The following is a 16,209-nucleotide window of genomic DNA, read 5'->3' on the forward strand; positions in this document are numbered from 1 at the left end:
GTGAGGCCACGGCCACGCTCTCGCCGTCGAAGTTGCGGAGAATGGTAAGGAATGAACATCACTCTGCAATGAATTTGCGTTGGGTTAGCAGAGTGTTACAGACGTGCTACAGCCACGTCTACGCCCCCGCAAGATCGGCTTGTGGGTGTCCGGAACCGAGTGGTCCGGCAGGGACCGGTGGGGCGGTCGAGGGGTAAACGCTGGACGGAATGCTGCACTCCACCCGTTGCGAGCTGCAAGTGGGCCTAATTTGCAGATCTCTTCACATATATTGCTCATCCTGCGTGCTCTATTGCGGCAGTGTTTCGCCGTGGCTACGATCTGCCGCTGACCGGTCAACGGCGCGCAACCGTGCACAACGGGAGGAGTCCACATGGGGATCTCACGCCGGGTGTTCATCGGATCGGTGACGGCGGGAGTCGCCCTCGGCGCCCTGCCGGCCACCGGGACGCTCGGGGCGGCGGCCGTTGCCGCGAGCCCTCCAGGAGACGTGGTCGGGAAGATCACCGTCGGCTATCAGGGCTGGTTCGCCGCCCCCGGTGACGGAGCGCCCATCAACGGCTGGTGGCACTGGAGCCAGAACTGGTCCCAGCCGCCGTCCCCGTCCAACAACGCGATCAGGGCATGGCCCGACATGCGGGACTACACGGGCGCCTACCGGACCGCCTACGGCAACCTCGGCAACGGGCAGCCCGCGACGCTCTTCTCCTCCTACGACCAGCAGACGGTCAACGCCCACTTCCTGTCGATGCGGCAGAACGGCTGTGACACCGCGGCCCTGCAGCGGTTCAACCCGAACGGCGGCGAGGGCGCCACCCGCGACGCGATGGCCGTCAAGGTCAGGGCTGCCGCGGAGGCCAACGACCGCAAGTTCTACGTGATGTACGACGTCAGCGGCTGGGCGAACATGCAGCCGGAGATCAAGGCCGACTGGACCGCCAAGATGTCGGCGCTGACGTCCTCCGCCGCGTACGCGCGGCAGAACGGCAAGCCGGTCGTGGGCATCTGGGGCTTCGGCTTCGCCGACGACAACCACCCCTGGTCCCCGGCGGCCTGCCTCGACGTCGTCAACTGGTTCAAGAGCCAGGGCTGTTACGTCATGGGCGGCGTCCCGACGTACTGGCGGACCGGGGTCAACGACTCAAAGCCCGGGTACCTCGACGTCTACCGCGCCTTCCACATGCTCTCCCCGTGGATGGTGGGCCGGATCGGCAACGCGGGCGACTCCGACCACTTCTACGACCTGTGCACCGTGCCCGACCAGGCCGACTGCAACGCCCACGGCATCGACTACCAACCGTGCGTGCTCCCCGGCGACGTCGGCGGACGGCAGCGGGCGCACGGCGACTTCATGTGGCGGCAGTTCTACAACGTGGTCCGGGCGGGCGCCCAGGGCATCTACATTTCGATGTTCGACGAGTACAACGAGGGCAACCAGATCGCCAAGACGGCCGAGACGTCGGCGACCGTCCCGGTCGGCTCCGGCCTGCTGGGGCTGGACGAGGACGGGACGGCCTGCTCGGCGGACTACTATCTGCGGCTCACGGCCGACGGCGGCAGAATGCTCAAGGGGCAGCTCGCGCTGACCCCGGTCCGCCCGACCGCCCCGGTCACCAGCGGCGGGCCCCCTCCCGTCGACACCAACCTGGCGCTGCACCGGCCGACGTCGGAGAGCAGCCACACGCAGGGCTACGGTTCGGGCAACGCCGTCGACGGTGACGCCAACAGCTACTGGGAGAGCGCCAACAACGCGTTCCCGCAGTGGCTCCAGGTCGATCTCGGTGCCGCGACCGGCGCCAAGCGCGTCGTTCTGTCCGTGCCGCCGGCCACCGCCTGGGGAGCCAGGACCCAGACGCTCTCCGTCCTGGGCAGCACCGACGGTTCGAACTTCGCCACGGTGGCCGGCCCGGCGGGCTACACCTTCGACCCGGCCACCGGCAACAAGGCCACCATCACCTTCGCGGCCACCGCGACCGTCCGCTATCTGCGGCTCAGCTTCACCGCCAACACGGGGTGGCCGGCCGGGCAGGTCGCCGAATTCCAGGTCTACGGGTCCTGAGGGCCGGCTGACGGCTCATCCCGGTTCCAGGTCTACGGGTCCTGAGGGCGGCTGGCGGCTCATTCCGGCGCGTTCACCGGAGGCCGTCAGGCGAACACTCCGTCGATCCAGTTCTGCCAGGTGGCTTCGGTCCCCTTCACGCCCGGTTCGGCGTCGGCGTCATGGCCGGTGCCGAACCGGTGCACCACGACACCGACCGTTCCGCCGAAGGCGTTCCTGCCGAAGAAGCGGTAGAGCGAATCGGCGGTGCGCAGGCCGATGAAGTACTGGTTGCGGTAGTCGATCACGGCGTCGACCGCGTCGGGGCCGGGCAGCCCGACCCGTACCGCGGTGCCAGCCGCCGCGTCGTCGGGCAGCCCCAGCGCCCTGCCGAGCACGGTGAACGCGTCCGGCGCACCGGACGCCGTCGGGCCCTCGACCGCGGCGTAGACCGGGGTCAGTCCGGGGAAGTGCTCGAGGTACTGCCGCAGCGTGTGCAGATAGAAGTCCGTGTGCTTGCTGGCGCCGTCGTACTGGTTGTCCCAGTCGTCGACGAAGATGCCGCTGTGCACATAGCGCACCCAGGCGCGGCCGCCCTCACGCGGTTCGATGACGTGGTCCAGCTGATTGAACGTCTGGTTCTCCACGCCCTCCGGGCTCTCCACCCGGCCGGTGAGCCGGTGCGGCGGATCCCAGGCGGTCACGGTGCCGCCGAACGGGGCCGCGCCGCCCTCGCGGTGCTCGTACTCCATCGGCCACAGCCAGCCGGCCGTACCTTCGGTGAGCGCTTCCCAGACCTGCTCGGGGGTCGCCTGGACCTCGAACTCCCGGATGATCTCGAATTCCTTGGACATGGTGACTCCTTGTACGGGTTATGCGGGCTATACGGGCTTGTCGGTGGGGGATGCGGCCGTGGTGCGTTCGTCCGCGGCGGGCAGCGACTCGGCCGGGCCGACCGCCGGCATCTTGACGGTCGGGTGGACGGCGACGACCACACGGTGGTCCCGGCCGCCCTCCGCCGACGCGTCGTGATACTTCAGAACCAGCGCGCCGACTCCGGCCGCCAGTTCCTCGATGAACGCCGCCCGGTCGGCGGCGGAGGCGAAGCGCACCTCGCCGTCCAGCGCGAAGGTCGCGAGCGGCCGGCGAGCCTTGGCCGCGCCCGTGAGCAGCGTGCCGACGTCACGCACCAGGCGCGCGGCGACCGCGAGCAGCCAGCGGGCGGAGAACTGGTCACGGGAGCGGGCCGGATCGGGCTGCACCGCGGCCAGCGCGAGCGGCGAGATCACGTACGACGCCGCCGTCGCGCGCATCATCCGCTCGGTCACATTGCCCTTCCTGCGCTCATCGACCAGCTCGATCAGGCCGTGCCGCTCCAGCGCCTTGAGGTGGTAGTTCACCTTCTGCCGGGGCAGGCCGACCCGGGCCGCAAGCATGGTCGCCGAGGCGGGCTCCATCAGCTCGGCGAGGAGCCGGGCCCTTATCGGCGCAAGCGAGACCTCGGCGGCTGCCGGGTCCTCGATCACTGTCACGTCCAACATGGCTCCAGGCTCTCACCGACAAATATTTTTGTCCAGACGTATCTTCTTGTCGGAGGAGTCCATAAGCCATGAGTCTGGACGGTGCTACTGCTAGCGTTCCGGGTTATGGAACTGCGCCAGCTGGAATACCTCGTGACGGTCACCGAAGAGGCGAGTTTCACCAAGGCCGCGGCCAAGCTCCATGTGGCGCAGCCCGGGGTGAGCGCCCAGATCCGGCAGTTGGAACGGGAGTTGGGACAGGACCTGCTGGACCGTTCCGGCCGCACGGTCCGGCCCACCGACGTGGGCGCCGCGGTGCTGCCGTACGCGCGGGCGGCGCTCGCCGCCGTCGCCGGCGCCCGGCAGGCCGTCGAAGAACTGGCCGGCCTGGTCCGCGGGCATGTCGCGGTCGGCACCGTGACCTCGCTCGGGCAGGCCGTCGACCTGGCCGGGCTGCTGGCCGACTTCCATCACAGCCACCCCGCGGTGGAGATCGGCCTCATCGAGGACACCTCGGACAACCTGCTCCAGGCGCTGCTCACCGGGCGGCTGGACGTTGCGGTCGTCAGCCTGGCGGGCGAGCTCCCGCCGGGGATCGGGGTGCAGGTCGTCGTCGACGAGCCGTTCGTCGTCGCCGTCGCCCCCGGCGATCCGCTGGCCGCCCGGACCTCGATCACGCTCGACGCCCTCGCCGGCCGTCCCCTGATGTGCCTGCCGCGCGGCACCGGGCTGCGCACCGTGGTCGACCTCGCCTGTGCGGCGGCGGGCTTCCGGCCGCGGATCGCGTTCGAGGCGGCGGATCCCACCGTCCTCGCGCAGTTCGCCATCCGGGGGCTGGGCGTGGCGATCCTGCCCGAGTCGCTCGCCCGTTCCTACCCGGGTGAACTGCACGCGGTGAACCTGGTCCGGCCGAAGCTGCGCGGGCGCCTCGCGCTCGCCTGGCGCGCGGAGGGGCCGTCGGGCCCGGCGGCCCGCGCCCTGGTCCGGCAGGCCCGCGCCGCGCTGCCGGAGCGGACGGAGGATGCTCCGGCCTGAGCCGGCGGAGGATGCTCCCGCCTCGACCTCGTGGCCCACGAGGTGGCCGCCCCCCTCTATGCAACTTGTTGCATAATCGGCTCGACTCGTCTAGAACTTGCGCTAAGAGTTCGCGCGAGGAGGCCCCCTGATGAGCGACTACCCCCACCTGCTGAGCCCGCTGGACCTGGGCTTCACCACCCTGCCCAACCGGGTGCTGATGGGTTCGATGCACGTCGGTCTGGAGGAGGCGCCCCGCGGCTTCGAGCGGATGGCCGAGTTCTACGCCACCCGCGCCCGTGGCGGCGTCGGCCTCATGGTCACCGGCGGGATCGCCCCCAACGACGCGGGGCGCCCGTACGAGGGCGGTGCGAAGCTGACGACGGAGGCCGAGGCGGAGCAGCACACCGCGGTGACCGCGGCCGTGCACCGCGAGGGCGCGAAGATCGCGATGCAGATCCTGCACTTCGGCCGGTACGCGCACCATGCCGATCTCGTCGCGCCCAGCGCCCTCCAGGCGCCCATCAGCGGCTTCACCCCCCACGCGCTGACCGAGGACGAGGTCGAGCAGACCGTCGAGGACTTCGTACGGGCGGCCGCGCTCGCGCAGCTCGCCGGCTACGACGGCGTCGAGATCATGGGGTCCGAGGGATATCTGCTCAACGAGTTCATCGCGGCACCCACCAACCAGCGGCAGGACCGCTGGGGCGGCGAGTACCGGAACCGGATCCGCTTCCCGGTCGAGATCGTACGCCGGGTCCGCGAGCGGGTCGGCCCGGACTTCATCCTCATCTACCGGCTCTCGATGCTCGACCTCATACCGGGCGGATCCACCCTCGCGGAAGTGATCACTCTCGCCCAGGAGATCGAGGCGGCCGGCGCGACCATCATCAACACCGGCATCGGTTGGCACGAAGCACGTATCCCGACGATCGCGACCTCCGTCCCGCGCGGCGCCTTCACCTGGGTGACGAAGAAGGTCATGGGCTCCGTGGGCATCCCCCTGGTGACCAGCAACCGGATCAACACCCCTGAACTGGCAGAGCAGTTGCTCGCCGAAGGCTGCGCGGACATGGTGTCGCTGGCCCGCCCGCTGCTGGCCGACCCCGACTTCGTCGCCAAGGCCCGGCGCGGGCAGTCGGCCACCATCAACACCTGCATCGGGTGCAACCAGGCCTGCCTGGACCACACGTTCAGCGGGAAGATCACGTCCTGCCTGGTCAACCCCCGCGCCTGCAACGAGACCGAGCTGATCCTGCAGCCGACCAGGCGCCGCAAGAGCGTCGGGGTGGTCGGCGCGGGGCCGGCCGGACTCGCCTTCGCGGTCTCGGCCGCCGAACGCGGGCACGCGGTCACCCTCTTCGACGGCGCGACCGAGATCGGCGGACAGCTCAACATCGCCCGCAAGGTCCCGGGCAAGGAGGAGTTCAACGAGACGCTGCGCTACTACCGCGAGCAGCTGGAGCTCCACGGCGTCGACGTCCGGCTGAAGACCACCGTCACCGTCGACACCCTCACCGCCGAAGGGTTCGACGAGATCGTGCTCGCCACCGGCGTCGTCCCCCGCACCCCGGACATCGAGGGAGTCGGCCACCCCAGCGTCCTCAGCTACCTGGACGTGCTGCGCGACGGGGCCCACGTCGGGCAGTCCGTCGCGATCCTCGGCGCCGGCGGTATCGGCTTCGACGTGGCGGAGTTCCTCAGCGACGGCGGCGACGCGGCGAGCCTCGACCCCGAGGCTTTCTTCCGCCAGTGGGGGATCGACCCCGGCTACGAGACGCGGGGCGGAGTGCGCAAGCCCGAGCGGGCCACCTCGCCGCGCAGCCTGCACCTGTTGCAGCGCAAGGAGAGCAAGGTCGGCGCGGGGCTGGGCAAGACCACCGGCTGGATCCACCGCACCGAACTGCGGCACCGCGGCGTCACGATGGTCGCCGGCGCCACCTACCACCGCATCGACGACGCCGGCCTCCATGTGACGGTCGACGGCAGGAGCGAGGTCCTCGGCGTCGACACCGTCGTGCTCTGCACCGGCCAGGAGCCGCGCCGCGACCTGTACGAGGCGCTGCGCGAGGCGGGGCACTCGGCGCACCTCATCGGCGGCGCCGACGTCGCCGCCGAACTCGACGCGAAGCGCGCGATCCGCCAGGGCACCGAGCTGGCGGCGGCGCTCTGACGGCGCGCCGGCGGCGCCGATCCTAGGATGCCTCCCAGTACGTCCATCGTCCGGCCGGGATGCCCCGGCCGGACGACCGGGTCCCAGAGAGGCGCCGTAAGACCATGTCGCTGCCGCACGCCATCCTCACCGCTCTGCTGGAGAAGCCGTCCTCGGGGCTGGAGCTGACGCGTCGGTTCGACCGCTCGATCGGCTTCTTCTGGTCCGCCACCCACCAGCAGATCTACCGCGAGCTGGGAAAGCTGGAGCAGGGCGGCCTCATCCACGCACTCGCCCAGTCGCCGTCCCGTGGCCAGAAGCGCGAGTACGAGGTGCTGCCCGCGGGCCGTGCGGAACTGACCACCTGGGTGGCCACCAGCCAGGATCCCAAGCCGATCCGCGACGCCCTGCTGCTGCGCCTGCGCGCGGCGGCGGTCGTCGGCCGGGACGGCCTCGAACCCGAGCTGGAACGTCATCTCGCGGACCACCGACGGCAGTTGGCCGAGTACACCGCGATCGAGGAACGTGACTTCGCCGCCGGGGACCCCAGCGGCGAGGACCGATTGCGGCATCTGGTGCTGCGCGCGGGGATCGGGCTGGAGACGTTCTGGATCGAGTGGCTCACCGAGTCGCTGGCGGAGTTCCGTGGGCCGGACACCGCGGACGAGGTCGACGAGGGCTGACGTCGACCACGGCCCGGTCGGGCCGTAATGATCCGGGCTGATGCCGATACACCTTCATCGTCAGCGCCGGCACCGGCCAGGTGCTCGGGCAGGAGGAGACCCTGACCACGACGGCCGGGAAGCTCAATGTGCCCATCCCCGCCGTCATCAGTTACCGGTCTTACCTGACGACCAGCTCCTCCTTCTGACGCCCTGATGGGCCTCAGCCAGGGATGCCGGTCGGAGATCTCAATCGGCGCGGATGTCGTTGAGCTTCCAGGTGTGGTCGAAGTACGGCTCCAGGGGGCCGTAGAGGCGGAAGTAGCAGAACCAGTGGCGGCCGGGGACGGTCTGTACCCAGTTGGATTCGCGGCCGGCCGGGGCCTCCGGTCCGAAGTGCAGGTCGACCGATCCGTCCTCGTTGTACTCGAGCTCGGGGTCGCGCGATCCGCGGTCGCCGCGCTCCTGTGGGTTGTCGATCAGACAGCGGGTGTCGGCGGAGTAGACCGTCGCCGACCAGAACAGCTTCGCGGGCGGGTCGGCGGGCACGCGGAGGGTGTACCGGCGGGCGCCGTCGAGCCAGCGGCCGTTCGCGTCGGTGTAGGTGCCCAGGTAGGCCTGGCCGAGCCCAGGGGTCCGGCTCTTCATGGCCGCGGAGAAGCTGACCGCCTCGTAGAACCAGGCCGTCCGCTCCAGCAGCTGGTCGTAGCCGGCGGCGCGTTGGTCGGAGCGGTCGAGCATGAGGACGAGGTCCCACTGCCGGTCGGGCCAATGGAGGGAGCCGGGGAACCGCTTGGCGAACGCGTTCGCCTGCGCCATCAGCTCGCCGGCCGCCGCAGCCTCGGTGAGAATGCGTGTCATCCGCTCGTCCGGGGTGAAGAGCTTGTCCTGCTCGATGCCCAGCTGCCGGAGCATGGCGAGGAAGAAGCGGTCGCGTTCGTCGACGATCTCGGACTGGTAGATCTCGTGCAGCCGCTCCCAGTACTCCAGCCTCCTCGGCTGGACACCGGACCACGTCCGGCCGGCAGGCGAGAGCACTCTGGTCGGCGGGGGCGCGTCGCGGTGCGCGTAGGGGTAGAGCCCTACGGCGTCCACCAGCTGCTGGGCCTGCGCGGCGTCGGTCCCCAGGGTGCGGAAGCCGAACATCACGTTCATGCCCGTCGCGGTGAGGACGTGGTAGCCGTCGGCGTCGTCGGGCACCTCCTGGCCCGGGGGGACGATGAGATAGCGCCCGCCCTCGCCCTGGTCGGGGCCCATCTCACCCATCGCGCCGATCTCGCGCTGCCAGAAGTCGGACACGCCGCCCGCCGTGGGCCCGGCCGGCAGGTCCACCACGAGCGGTCCGGTGATGCCGAGGTCGATGAAGCCGAGGACGTAGGGAGTGGTGGCGTTGGCGGTCAGCAGGCCCAGCCGGTCGCGATAGCTCTCGTAGTGGACCAGATCGCTGGGTCCCGCCCCGAACTCGTCGGTGTGCACCCGCTGCCACTGCGCGTACGAGACCAGGGGCAGCGCCCACAGATACGCCTGGGTGGCCATCTGGTGGTCGAGCTCGTCGAAGACGATGCCGAGGTCTTCGCGGCGCGGGAGCTCACCGTCCATGACTACGGAGCCGAGCCGTCCTGGGTGGGCCGCAGGCGTGTCCATGGACCGAGCCTAGGGGCGGAATCCGCAGGTCGCAGCCGGAGCCCGCGCCACCCCGGCGCGCCGGAACGGCCCGGTCCCGATCCCGATCCCGGTCCCGGTCCCGGTCCCGGTCCCGGTCCCGATCCCGGTCACGCCGTCGCGTGACCGTGACCGTGACCAGGACCGGTGTGCCGTCAGAAGCCCGTGGTCCGGGCGAGGGTGGTCCGGAAAGCGGTGGCGGGTGATGCGGTGGTCGGGGAGGTGGCGGAAGAGGACGGGCAGAACTCCGGCACCACGGGAGCGACCGGGCTCTCGACCCAGTCCGCGTTGACGTTGGAGGACAGGCTGTGCCGCCCGTCGCGGGTGGTGGCTGCGGACGAGGAGGAACCGAAGATCCCGCCGTCATGGCCCCAGACGGTCACCCCGCAGGGCAGCCGTACGGACATCATGGCCAGGCCGTACCGGAGATCGGGGGTGTCCGGGCCGGTCGACACCGTGGTGAGCATCTCGTCGAGCTGGTGGGCGGGGAGCAGCCGGCCGCGCAGAAGAGCGCTGAAGAAGCGGTTCAGGTCCGCGGTCGTGGAGATCATCTCGCCCGCAGAGCCGGCCAGCGACGGATTGAACTCGGTGACGTCGTAGAGCCGGTCGGGTGTCTGGGCGAAGAGCACGGAGTAGGCGCGGCCGTGGCGTCCGGGAATCGTGGGCGAGGTGCCGGGAACGCTGGTCGAGCGCAGTCCCAGCGGCCGCAGGATCCGCCGTTCGATCTCCTGGGCGTAGGAATGGCCGGTCACCTTCTGCACCACCATGCCGGCGACTATGTAGTTGGTGTTGGAGTAGCTCCAGGACGTGCCCGGTGCGAAGTTCGGCGGATGGGCGAGGGCGATCGCGACGATCTGCTGCGGCCGGTATGTCTCATAGCGGTGGTCGAGGAATCCCTGACCGCCCATCCGGGTCCGGACCGCGGAGTCTTCCGTGTAGTTGAAGAGACCGCTGGTGTGGTTGAGCACCTGACGGAGCGTGATGTGCCGGCCGTCGTTGCCGTTCCCCTGGACCACGCCCGGCAGCAGCCGGTCCATCGTGTCGTCCAGGCTCAGCTTCTTCTCGGCTTCCAGCTGCAGCAGCACCGTCGCGACGAACGATTTGGTGATGCTGCCGATCCGGAACTCGTCACCGGGGCGGAACGGACGCCCGGACGACAGATCCGCGGTGCCCGCAGCACCGAACCAGGTGTCCCCGCCCACCTGCGCCTGAGCCTGTACACCGGGAGCGCCCGCCGCGACGGTGCCGTCGAGGGCGGCCTGGGTGGCGGCATGCCCGGTATGGAGCCCCGGCGCCGAGTGCGGTGCGGGGGAGGGCGCGGCCGTGGCGGCGGTCGCGGGCCCGGCCAACAGGGTCGCGCCCGCCGCGAGCGCGGCCGTCAGGCCCAGTACGCCCCGGCCGAAGTGGAGTTTCGACATGGAGTTCCTCTCCATCGGTACGGAATCAGTTGCAGTGCGCGGCTTGTGTGCCGCGTGGGGCAGGACGCCGTCGATGGCTCCACTCGTTGACAGACCCCGAATGTCACCGGCAGGATTCGGCCAACCGGTTGGCGAGGACATTTCGGCGCGCGATCCGCGGGATTAATGCGTGCCTGCGCCGTGACGTGTATCCGCAGCACGGGTTACGGGCCAGACGTCGAAATTACGCGTGTCGCCTCGCTACCGTTGTTCCACAGGCCCGGCAGGCCGCCACCCCCGTGCGAACCTGCCGGGCCTGCTGCTGTCCCAGGGCGCACCGCCCACAGCGCCGGACGAGCCCGGAGAACAGGCTCGGAGAACGGGCCCGGAGAACAGGCTCGGAGAACGGGCCCGGAGAACGGTCCGGGAGTGCGGGCCCGGAGAACCAGCCCGGACAGCGGGCCCGGGTCCCTGCCGCTGCCGCTGGATGCCGGGAATCAGACCAGGTGCAGATCGACGAAGCACCAGCTCCAGCTCTCGCCCGGCTCGAAGCTCCGCATCACCGGATGCCCGGTCTCCTCGAAATGCCCCGTGGCATGCCGGTACGGCGACGAGTCGCAGCAGCCGACATGGCCACAGACGAGACATAGCCTGAGCTGCACCGGATGGCTGCCCACGGCCAGGCACTCCAGGCAGGTGTCGCTCAGCGGAGCCGGCTCGAGGCGCGGCAGGTCGGGAACATGCGGGCACTCGCTCATGATTGCCAGGTTAGAGCGAGTGAAGAGCATTCGAAGAACGCGAACGAGATGGGAACGGGCCGAAGCTGATGGATGCCATGCCACTGCTGATGTTGATCGCGTGCAGTGCGGTGATCGCGGCCGCGGCCCGCCGCACGCCCGTGCCCGCGCCGCTGCTGCTGGTCGCCGCCGGGCTGCTCGCGTCCTATGTGCCGGGCATCCCCGACTACACCCTCGACCCGGAGATCGTGCTGCCGCTGCTGCTGCCGCCGCTCCTGCACACGGCCGCCCTCGACAGCTCCTACCTCGATCTGCGGGCCAACGCGCGGCCGGTCGCGCTGCTCTCCGTCGGCTATGTGCTGTTCGCGACGATCGCCGTCGGATACGTCGCCTATCTGGTGGTGCCCGACCTGCCGCTGACCGCCGCCCTGGTGCTGGGCGCCGTGATCGCCCCGCCCGACGCGGTCGCCGCCACCGCCATCGCGCGGCGCCTCAAGCTGCCCAACCGGATCACCACGATCCTGCAGGGCGAGTCACTGGTGAACGACGCGACCGCGATCACCGCGTACAAGGTCGCCCTGGCCGCCGTCGTGGGGGAGGGAGCCACCTGGGGCGAGGGCATCAGGGAATTCGGCGTCGCCGCGGCCGGCGGTGTCGTCGTCGGCCTCATCCTTATGGTGCCGCTGCACTGGCTGCGCACCCATCTGAAGGAGCCGCTGCTCCAGAACACCCTGTCGCTGCTCATCCCGTTCGTGGCCTACGCGGCGGCCGAACGCGTCGGGGCTTCGGGGGTGCTCGCCGTCGTGGTCGTCGGGCTCTACCTGGGACACCGCTCCTGGCAGGTCGACTTCGCGACGAGGCTCCAGGAGGCGGCGGTGTGGAAGATGGTCGGCTTCATCCTGGAGTCGACGGTCTTCGCCCTCATCGGGCTGCAGTTGCGCGTGGTGCTCGGGGGGCTCGGCGAATACGGGGTGGGGGAGGCCATCTGGTACGCGTTCGCGGTCTTCGTCGTCGTGGTGGCCGCCCGCTTCGCCTGGGTCTTCCCCGCGACGTTCCTGCCTCGCAAGCTCTCGTCCCGCATCCGGGAGCGCGAAGCGGACACGAACTGGACCGGGCCCGTCATCGTCGGCTGGGCCGGGATGCGCGGCGTCGTCTCGCTCGCCATCGCCTTCTCGATCCCGCTGACGATGGACAACGGCGAGGCCTTCCCCGCCCGCAACCTGGTGCTCTTCCTGACGTTCACCACCGTGATCGCCACCCTCGTCGTGCAGGGCCTCACCCTGCCGCCGCTGATCCGCTGGCTGAAGATCCCGTCCCCCGACGTACGCGCCGAGACGCTCGCCGAGGCGCAGGCCCAGAGCGAGGCCTCGGCCGCCGCGGAACGCCTGCTCAACGAACTGCTCGCCGAGGGGCGGAACGACCTGCCGCAGCCGCTCGCCGACCGGCTGCGCACCGTCATGGACCGGCGGCGCAACGCCGTGTGGGAGCGGCTGGGAGCGGTCAACGAGACCACCGGGGAGTCCGCGGACGACACCTACCGGCGGCTCGCCCGGCAGATGATCGGGGCCGAACGCGAGGTGTTCGTGGAACTGCGCGACGCCCGGCGCATCGATGACGAGATGCTCCGGACGCTGCTGCGCCGACTGGACCTGGAGGAGGCCGCCGCCTACCGCGAGGAGACGGGCTGACGGCGGCCGGGGGGCGGCGAGTGCTGCGGGTGCTGGGGTGCTGGGGTGCCGCGCAGGTCAGCGGCGTGCGCGCGAGTCGCCGAAGAAGATCCGGTAGAGGATCAGCAGGACCAGCGAGCCACCGATGGCCGCACCCCACGTGGCCAGGTCGAAGAACTGGTGCCCGACGGGCTTGTCGAGGAGGCGGGCGGAGAGCCAGCCACCGACGAACGCGCCCGCGATACCGATCAGCGTGGTGATGATGATGCCGCCGGGATCACGTCCGGGCAGCAGGACCTTGGCGATGACCCCGGCGATGAGTCCGAGGACGATCCAGGCGAGAATGCCCATGGTGCGTTCCTTCCTTTCGACGTACCACTTCCGCGGGGCCGACCCACTCCCCTCCCCGCACTGAAAGGGACGCAGCCCAGGTGCGAGGGGTTCCCGGGTGCCACTTCGGACAACGGTCTTCCCTGATGCGTTCCGCCTGCCCCGATCGCGGGGCAACATGTTCGAGTGTTGATACGCAGACGGACGCCCGCCCCGCCACCGGCTCCCGACGACCCCGTACTGGCCTACGCCCTCACGGACTTGGACTGGTACGCGCGCACTCGTGACGGCGCCCGCAGATGGCACTGGACCACCGAACTGGGCGCGCTGTCGGCGGGCTCCGCCACGGTGGTCGCGGCCGGAATCCAGGCACCCGCCGCCGTCACGGCGACCGTGGCGGGAATCGCCGTCTTCATCGGCGGGTTCCGCCAGGTCTTCAACCACACCGAGCGCTACGTGCTGGCCGCGGAGTCCTGGTCGCGGCTGCGCCCAGCCGTCGAGCGGTACCGGCTGCTGCCGGAGGACGAACGGGACGCCGACGCCCGCCGGGTGCTGGTGGAGGCGATCGAGGCCGTCTCGGCCGCGGAGATCCAGAGCTGGGCCGTCCACCGGCGTGGAGCGCGGTCGGGTTCGGACGCGGGCCCGGGCATCGTGTGAGCCCGGGTGGCGTGATCCCGGCCCGCCGGAACGGTGGTTGACGTGCGTCGGAGGCACTGAACACCGCGGGAACGGCCCTCGCAGGGCAGCCCGGAGCCGGTGTTAGAGTCGGCCCCGGCCGATGGGGGCGCAGTGGCGGAGGAAGCCGGCGAGAGCCGTGCGGGGGAGCGGGATCCGGCTGTACTGGCCCTGCTGGTGGCGGGCGCGCAGCGCGGCGACCGGCTGGCGATGGACGAACTGCTCACCGTCCTCACCCCGTACGTCGGCCGGATCTGCGGCCCGGTGGCCCTGGAGGACGGGGACGACGCGGCGCAGGAGGCGCTGATCGCGGTCTTCCGTCACATCCGGCAGTTGAAGGAGCCCGCGGCGCTCTTCGGCTGGGTACGGGTGATCGCCGTCCGTGAAGCCGTCCGCCTCGCCGGACAGCGGCAGCGGACGGTGCCGGCGGAACTGTCAGAACTGCCCGCGCGGGGCGACCCGGAACTCGCCCAGGACATCGGGGATGTGCTGCGCAGACTCTCGCCCGAGCAACGCGCCGTCCTGATGCTCCGTCACGTCGAGGGGCTGGACGAGCAGGAAGTGGCGCGGGTGCTCGCGGTACCGCTGGGGACCGTCAGATCCCGGCTGTTCCGTGCCAGAAGGTCATTCCGGGGCGCCTGGGGCGGCGCCGGGAAGTGACCGTGCGTCGATCCGCCCCTGCAGTGCGGCCATCAGGGCGGCGCCGCGCGCCCGCGCCCCGGGCCGGCGCAGCCACTGGAGTGCGGCGCCGGCTGGGGAGCGGTAAGCGCTGAAGAAGGCGAACCGGGTGCCCGTCCCCTCGGGCACCGCGGCCATGCCACCGGCCAGCAGCCGGCTCTGCATCAGACACCAGCCCGGCCGCAGCACGACCTCGAACCGCTCCCGGTGGCCCAGAACGCTCACCGCCCGGAAGGACAGCCGGTCGTCGGACGGTCGGTCGTCGGCTGCCCGTCGGTCGTCGTCGGCCCGCCGATCCGCAGTCCGCCGGTCCGCTGCCCGTTCGGCGGTGAACGAGCGCAGCCCAGGGATGAGGTGCGGCAGTTCGCCCTCGAGGTCGGCTGCCACCGCCCACACCTGGTCCGGGGCGGCGTCGAAGTGGTGCTCGACGTAAAAGGCGTGTTTCGAGGCCCCCGCGACCACCTTCAGACGCCGCAGCGGATCCAGACCGGCCTGCGGCCAGCCGGCGTCGTCGCTCATCGGGCATCGCCCATCGGATCGGCTCCCCTTCGCACGGTCTGCGGGAGAGCGTCGCATCAACTCAGCTCGCGAACAAACGCCTGGCCGCCGCCACGACCAGCTCGGGCCGCTCGTGCTGCGGGCAGTGCCCGCACCCTGGGAGCACCTCGACGGCCAGTGCGTCGGCGAAGAGCTCACCGCCCGCCAGCAGCCCCGGCGGGATGACCACGTCGCGCTCTCCCGCCAGGATCACGGTCGGGACCGTCAGCCGCAGGGAATGGAACTCCTTGCGGCGCAGGGCCGCGATGTCGTGCGCCACGAACGCGCGGTGGATCCCCTCACCGGCTCGCGCGCTGTGCGGTTGCCGGGCCGCGGTGGCGAACTCCTCGATCTCGCCCGCGCGCCAGGCCGCGCGGTCGGCCACCCCGCGCCGCAACAAGTAGCGGGTGAAGGCGGGCCAGCGCCGCAGGACCTGACGGCCGAGCGGTGGCCACTCCAGCAGCACGGTGTACCAGAAGCGCCAGGCGTGCCGGAGGGTGTTCCGGCGGGTCGGCCAGGGGTGGACCATGTTCAGCGCCAGGAAGTGGCTGAAGCGTTCGGGAGACCGGGCGCACGCGAGGAACCCCGCCCAGGCGCCCCAGTCATGGGCGAGCAGCCGCACCCGCTCCAGCCCGAGCGCGTCCAGCACCGCGACGAGGTCCGCCGCCCGCCGGTCCGTGCCGTAGCCGCCGGATGACGCCTGCGACCAGCCGAAGCCGGGCATGTCCAGGCAGATCAGCCGGTACTCGCCGGCCAGTCCCGGCAGGAGGTGCCGCCAGGTGTACCAGTGCTGGGGGAAGCCATGGACGAGCAGCACCGGAGGTGCGCCCGGGTCGCCGGCCTCGGCGTAGTGCAACCGGACGCCGTCGACCGTGACGTGGTGATGGCGCACTCCCGGAACGGGAGGGTAGGGCCGGGGAGACGACGTCCCCCCGGCCGTCTCCTGCGGTGTCGCTGTTCCGGCCGTCCGCGGTGTGCGGGCTCCGGGTGTCCTCTGGACCGGCATGGGACCGCCTTCCGTGTGTTGTGCCTTTGTCCCTGTGCCGGTGGAGAGGGCGGCGGCGGTCCGTGCAATCCCCGGGCCGCCCGGATTTCCGTGTGCGGTGGGTCACACGCGGGGCGCCGGGTGGCGGCTGGAGG

At 70.8% G+C, this 16,209-nt stretch carries 15 protein-coding genes; 7 read left to right on the top strand and 8 right to left on the bottom strand.

Features of this window, described 5'->3' with window-relative positions; translation table 11 throughout:
* The first annotated feature begins 373 nt into the window (after positions 1-373).
* Positions 374-2,059 (top strand): discoidin domain-containing protein, encoded by a 1,686-nt coding sequence (locus tag C8250_RS36430; protein WP_138354235.1) that lies wholly within the window; start codon positions 374-376, stop codon positions 2,057-2,059.
* Positions 2,060-2,145: 86 nt separating this feature from the next.
* Here C8250_RS36430 and C8250_RS36435 read toward each other — a convergent pair whose 3' ends face one another.
* Together C8250_RS36435 and C8250_RS36440 are read right to left on the bottom strand one after the other, a co-directional pair.
* Positions 2,146-2,892, bottom strand: a complete 747-nt coding sequence (locus tag C8250_RS36435; RefSeq protein ID WP_138354234.1) for an SRPBCC domain-containing protein — start codon at positions 2,890-2,892, stop codon at positions 2,146-2,148.
* Between the two features lie 27 nt (positions 2,893-2,919).
* Complete coding sequence (locus C8250_RS36440) at positions 2,920-3,579, bottom strand: helix-turn-helix domain-containing protein (RefSeq protein ID WP_138354233.1); 660 nt, start codon at positions 3,577-3,579, stop codon at positions 2,920-2,922.
* Positions 3,580-3,684: 105 nt separating this feature from the next.
* On the opposite strand from C8250_RS36440, the gene C8250_RS36445 reads away from it, so the two are divergent.
* The 3 genes from C8250_RS36445 to C8250_RS36455 all read left to right on the top strand — a co-directional run bounded on the left by C8250_RS36445 (position 3,685) and on the right by C8250_RS36455 (position 7,407).
* Positions 3,685-4,593 (top strand): LysR family transcriptional regulator, encoded by a 909-nt coding sequence (locus C8250_RS36445; protein WP_138354232.1) that lies wholly within the window; start codon positions 3,685-3,687, stop codon positions 4,591-4,593.
* A 130-nt stretch (positions 4,594-4,723) separates the two neighbouring features.
* Positions 4,724-6,745 carry an NADPH-dependent 2,4-dienoyl-CoA reductase gene (locus C8250_RS36450; RefSeq protein WP_138354231.1) on the top strand — a complete coding sequence of 674 codons (2,022 nt, stop codon included), beginning with the start codon at positions 4,724-4,726 and terminating at the stop codon, positions 6,743-6,745.
* 104 nt (positions 6,746-6,849) lie between these two features.
* Positions 6,850-7,407 (top strand): PadR family transcriptional regulator, encoded by a 558-nt coding sequence (locus C8250_RS36455; protein ID WP_138354230.1) that lies wholly within the window; start codon positions 6,850-6,852, stop codon positions 7,405-7,407.
* Positions 7,408-7,635: 228 nt separating this feature from the next.
* Here the strand turns inward: C8250_RS36455 and C8250_RS36460 are convergent, their stop codons facing one another.
* From C8250_RS36460 to C8250_RS36470, 3 genes are all read right to left on the bottom strand, one after another.
* On the bottom strand, positions 7,636-9,030 hold the full coding sequence (locus C8250_RS36460; protein WP_138354229.1) for a DUF1254 domain-containing protein: 1,395 nt from the start codon (positions 9,028-9,030) through the stop codon (positions 7,636-7,638).
* Between the two features lie 173 nt (positions 9,031-9,203).
* Positions 9,204-10,466 (bottom strand): serine hydrolase domain-containing protein, encoded by a 1,263-nt coding sequence (locus tag C8250_RS36465; protein ID WP_187145131.1) that lies wholly within the window; start codon positions 10,464-10,466, stop codon positions 9,204-9,206.
* Positions 10,467-10,942: 476 nt separating this feature from the next.
* Positions 10,943-11,203 carry a UBP-type zinc finger domain-containing protein gene (locus C8250_RS36470; RefSeq protein ID WP_138354227.1) on the bottom strand — a complete coding sequence of 87 codons (261 nt, stop codon included), beginning with the start codon at positions 11,201-11,203 and terminating at the stop codon, positions 10,943-10,945.
* Between the two features lie 68 nt (positions 11,204-11,271).
* Between C8250_RS36470 and C8250_RS36475 the strand changes: the two genes are divergently transcribed.
* The gene (locus C8250_RS36475; protein WP_138354226.1) at positions 11,272-12,870 is read left to right on the top strand and encodes a Na+/H+ antiporter; all 1,599 of its coding nucleotides are present in this window, start codon (positions 11,272-11,274) and stop codon (positions 12,868-12,870) included.
* Between the two features lie 57 nt (positions 12,871-12,927).
* Here C8250_RS36475 and C8250_RS36480 read toward each other — a convergent pair whose 3' ends face one another.
* Entirely contained in the window at positions 12,928-13,200 is a 273-nt protein-coding gene (locus C8250_RS36480) for a GlsB/YeaQ/YmgE family stress response membrane protein (RefSeq protein WP_138354225.1), read from the bottom strand.
* A 165-nt stretch (positions 13,201-13,365) separates the two neighbouring features.
* Here C8250_RS36480 and C8250_RS36485 point away from each other — a divergent pair, with 165 nt between their 5' ends.
* Both C8250_RS36485 and C8250_RS36490 read left to right on the top strand, forming a co-directional pair.
* The gene (locus C8250_RS36485; RefSeq protein WP_244809593.1) at positions 13,366-13,836 is read left to right on the top strand and encodes an SLATT domain-containing protein; all 471 of its coding nucleotides are present in this window, start codon (positions 13,366-13,368) and stop codon (positions 13,834-13,836) included.
* Positions 13,837-14,064: 228 nt separating this feature from the next.
* Positions 14,065-14,514, top strand: a complete 450-nt coding sequence (locus C8250_RS36490; RefSeq protein ID WP_138354254.1) for an RNA polymerase sigma factor — start codon at positions 14,065-14,067, stop codon at positions 14,512-14,514.
* Here C8250_RS36490 and C8250_RS36495 read toward each other — a convergent pair.
* On the bottom strand, positions 14,479-15,051 hold the full coding sequence (locus C8250_RS36495; protein ID WP_138354223.1) for a hypothetical protein: 573 nt from the start codon (positions 15,049-15,051) through the stop codon (positions 14,479-14,481). The two genes, C8250_RS36490 and C8250_RS36495, sit on opposite strands and share 36 nt — an antisense overlap.
* Positions 15,052-15,112: 61 nt before the next feature.
* The gene (locus C8250_RS36500) at positions 15,113-15,961 is read right to left on the bottom strand and encodes an alpha/beta fold hydrolase (protein WP_187145132.1); all 849 of its coding nucleotides are present in this window, start codon (positions 15,959-15,961) and stop codon (positions 15,113-15,115) included.
* Between the last annotated feature and the right edge of the window lie 248 nt (positions 15,962-16,209).

It is taken from the genome of Streptomyces sp. So13.3, assembly GCF_005860785.2.
Lineage (GTDB): Bacteria > Actinomycetota > Actinomycetes > Streptomycetales > Streptomycetaceae > Actinacidiphila > Actinacidiphila fildesensis.

What these genes read in the sequence shown, in the direction of transcription:
- C8250_RS36430 (WP_138354235.1), top strand. Translation starts at nt 374, where the DNA reads ATGGGGATCTCACGCCGGGTGTTCATCGGATCGGTGACGGCGGGAGTC.
- C8250_RS36435 (WP_138354234.1), bottom strand. Translation starts at nt 2,892, where the DNA reads ATGTCCAAGGAATTCGAGATCATCCGGGAGTTCGAGGTCCAGGCGACC.
- C8250_RS36440 (WP_138354233.1), bottom strand. Translation starts at nt 3,579, where the DNA reads ATGTTGGACGTGACAGTGATCGAGGACCCGGCAGCCGCCGAGGTCTCG.
- C8250_RS36445 (WP_138354232.1), top strand. Translation starts at nt 3,685, where the DNA reads ATGGAACTGCGCCAGCTGGAATACCTCGTGACGGTCACCGAAGAGGCG.
- C8250_RS36450 (WP_138354231.1), top strand. Translation starts at nt 4,724, where the DNA reads ATGAGCGACTACCCCCACCTGCTGAGCCCGCTGGACCTGGGCTTCACC.
- C8250_RS36455 (WP_138354230.1), top strand. Translation starts at nt 6,850, where the DNA reads ATGTCGCTGCCGCACGCCATCCTCACCGCTCTGCTGGAGAAGCCGTCC.
- C8250_RS36460 (WP_138354229.1), bottom strand. Translation starts at nt 9,030, where the DNA reads ATGGACACGCCTGCGGCCCACCCAGGACGGCTCGGCTCCGTAGTCATG.
- C8250_RS36465 (WP_187145131.1), bottom strand. Translation starts at nt 10,466, where the DNA reads ATGTCGAAACTCCACTTCGGCCGGGGCGTACTGGGCCTGACGGCCGCG.
- C8250_RS36470 (WP_138354227.1), bottom strand. Translation starts at nt 11,203, where the DNA reads ATGAGCGAGTGCCCGCATGTTCCCGACCTGCCGCGCCTCGAGCCGGCT.
- C8250_RS36475 (WP_138354226.1), top strand. Translation starts at nt 11,272, where the DNA reads ATGGATGCCATGCCACTGCTGATGTTGATCGCGTGCAGTGCGGTGATC.
- C8250_RS36480 (WP_138354225.1), bottom strand. Translation starts at nt 13,200, where the DNA reads ATGGGCATTCTCGCCTGGATCGTCCTCGGACTCATCGCCGGGGTCATC.
- C8250_RS36490 (WP_138354254.1), top strand. Translation starts at nt 14,065, where the DNA reads ATGGACGAACTGCTCACCGTCCTCACCCCGTACGTCGGCCGGATCTGC.
- C8250_RS36495 (WP_138354223.1), bottom strand. Translation starts at nt 15,051, where the DNA reads ATGAGCGACGACGCCGGCTGGCCGCAGGCCGGTCTGGATCCGCTGCGG.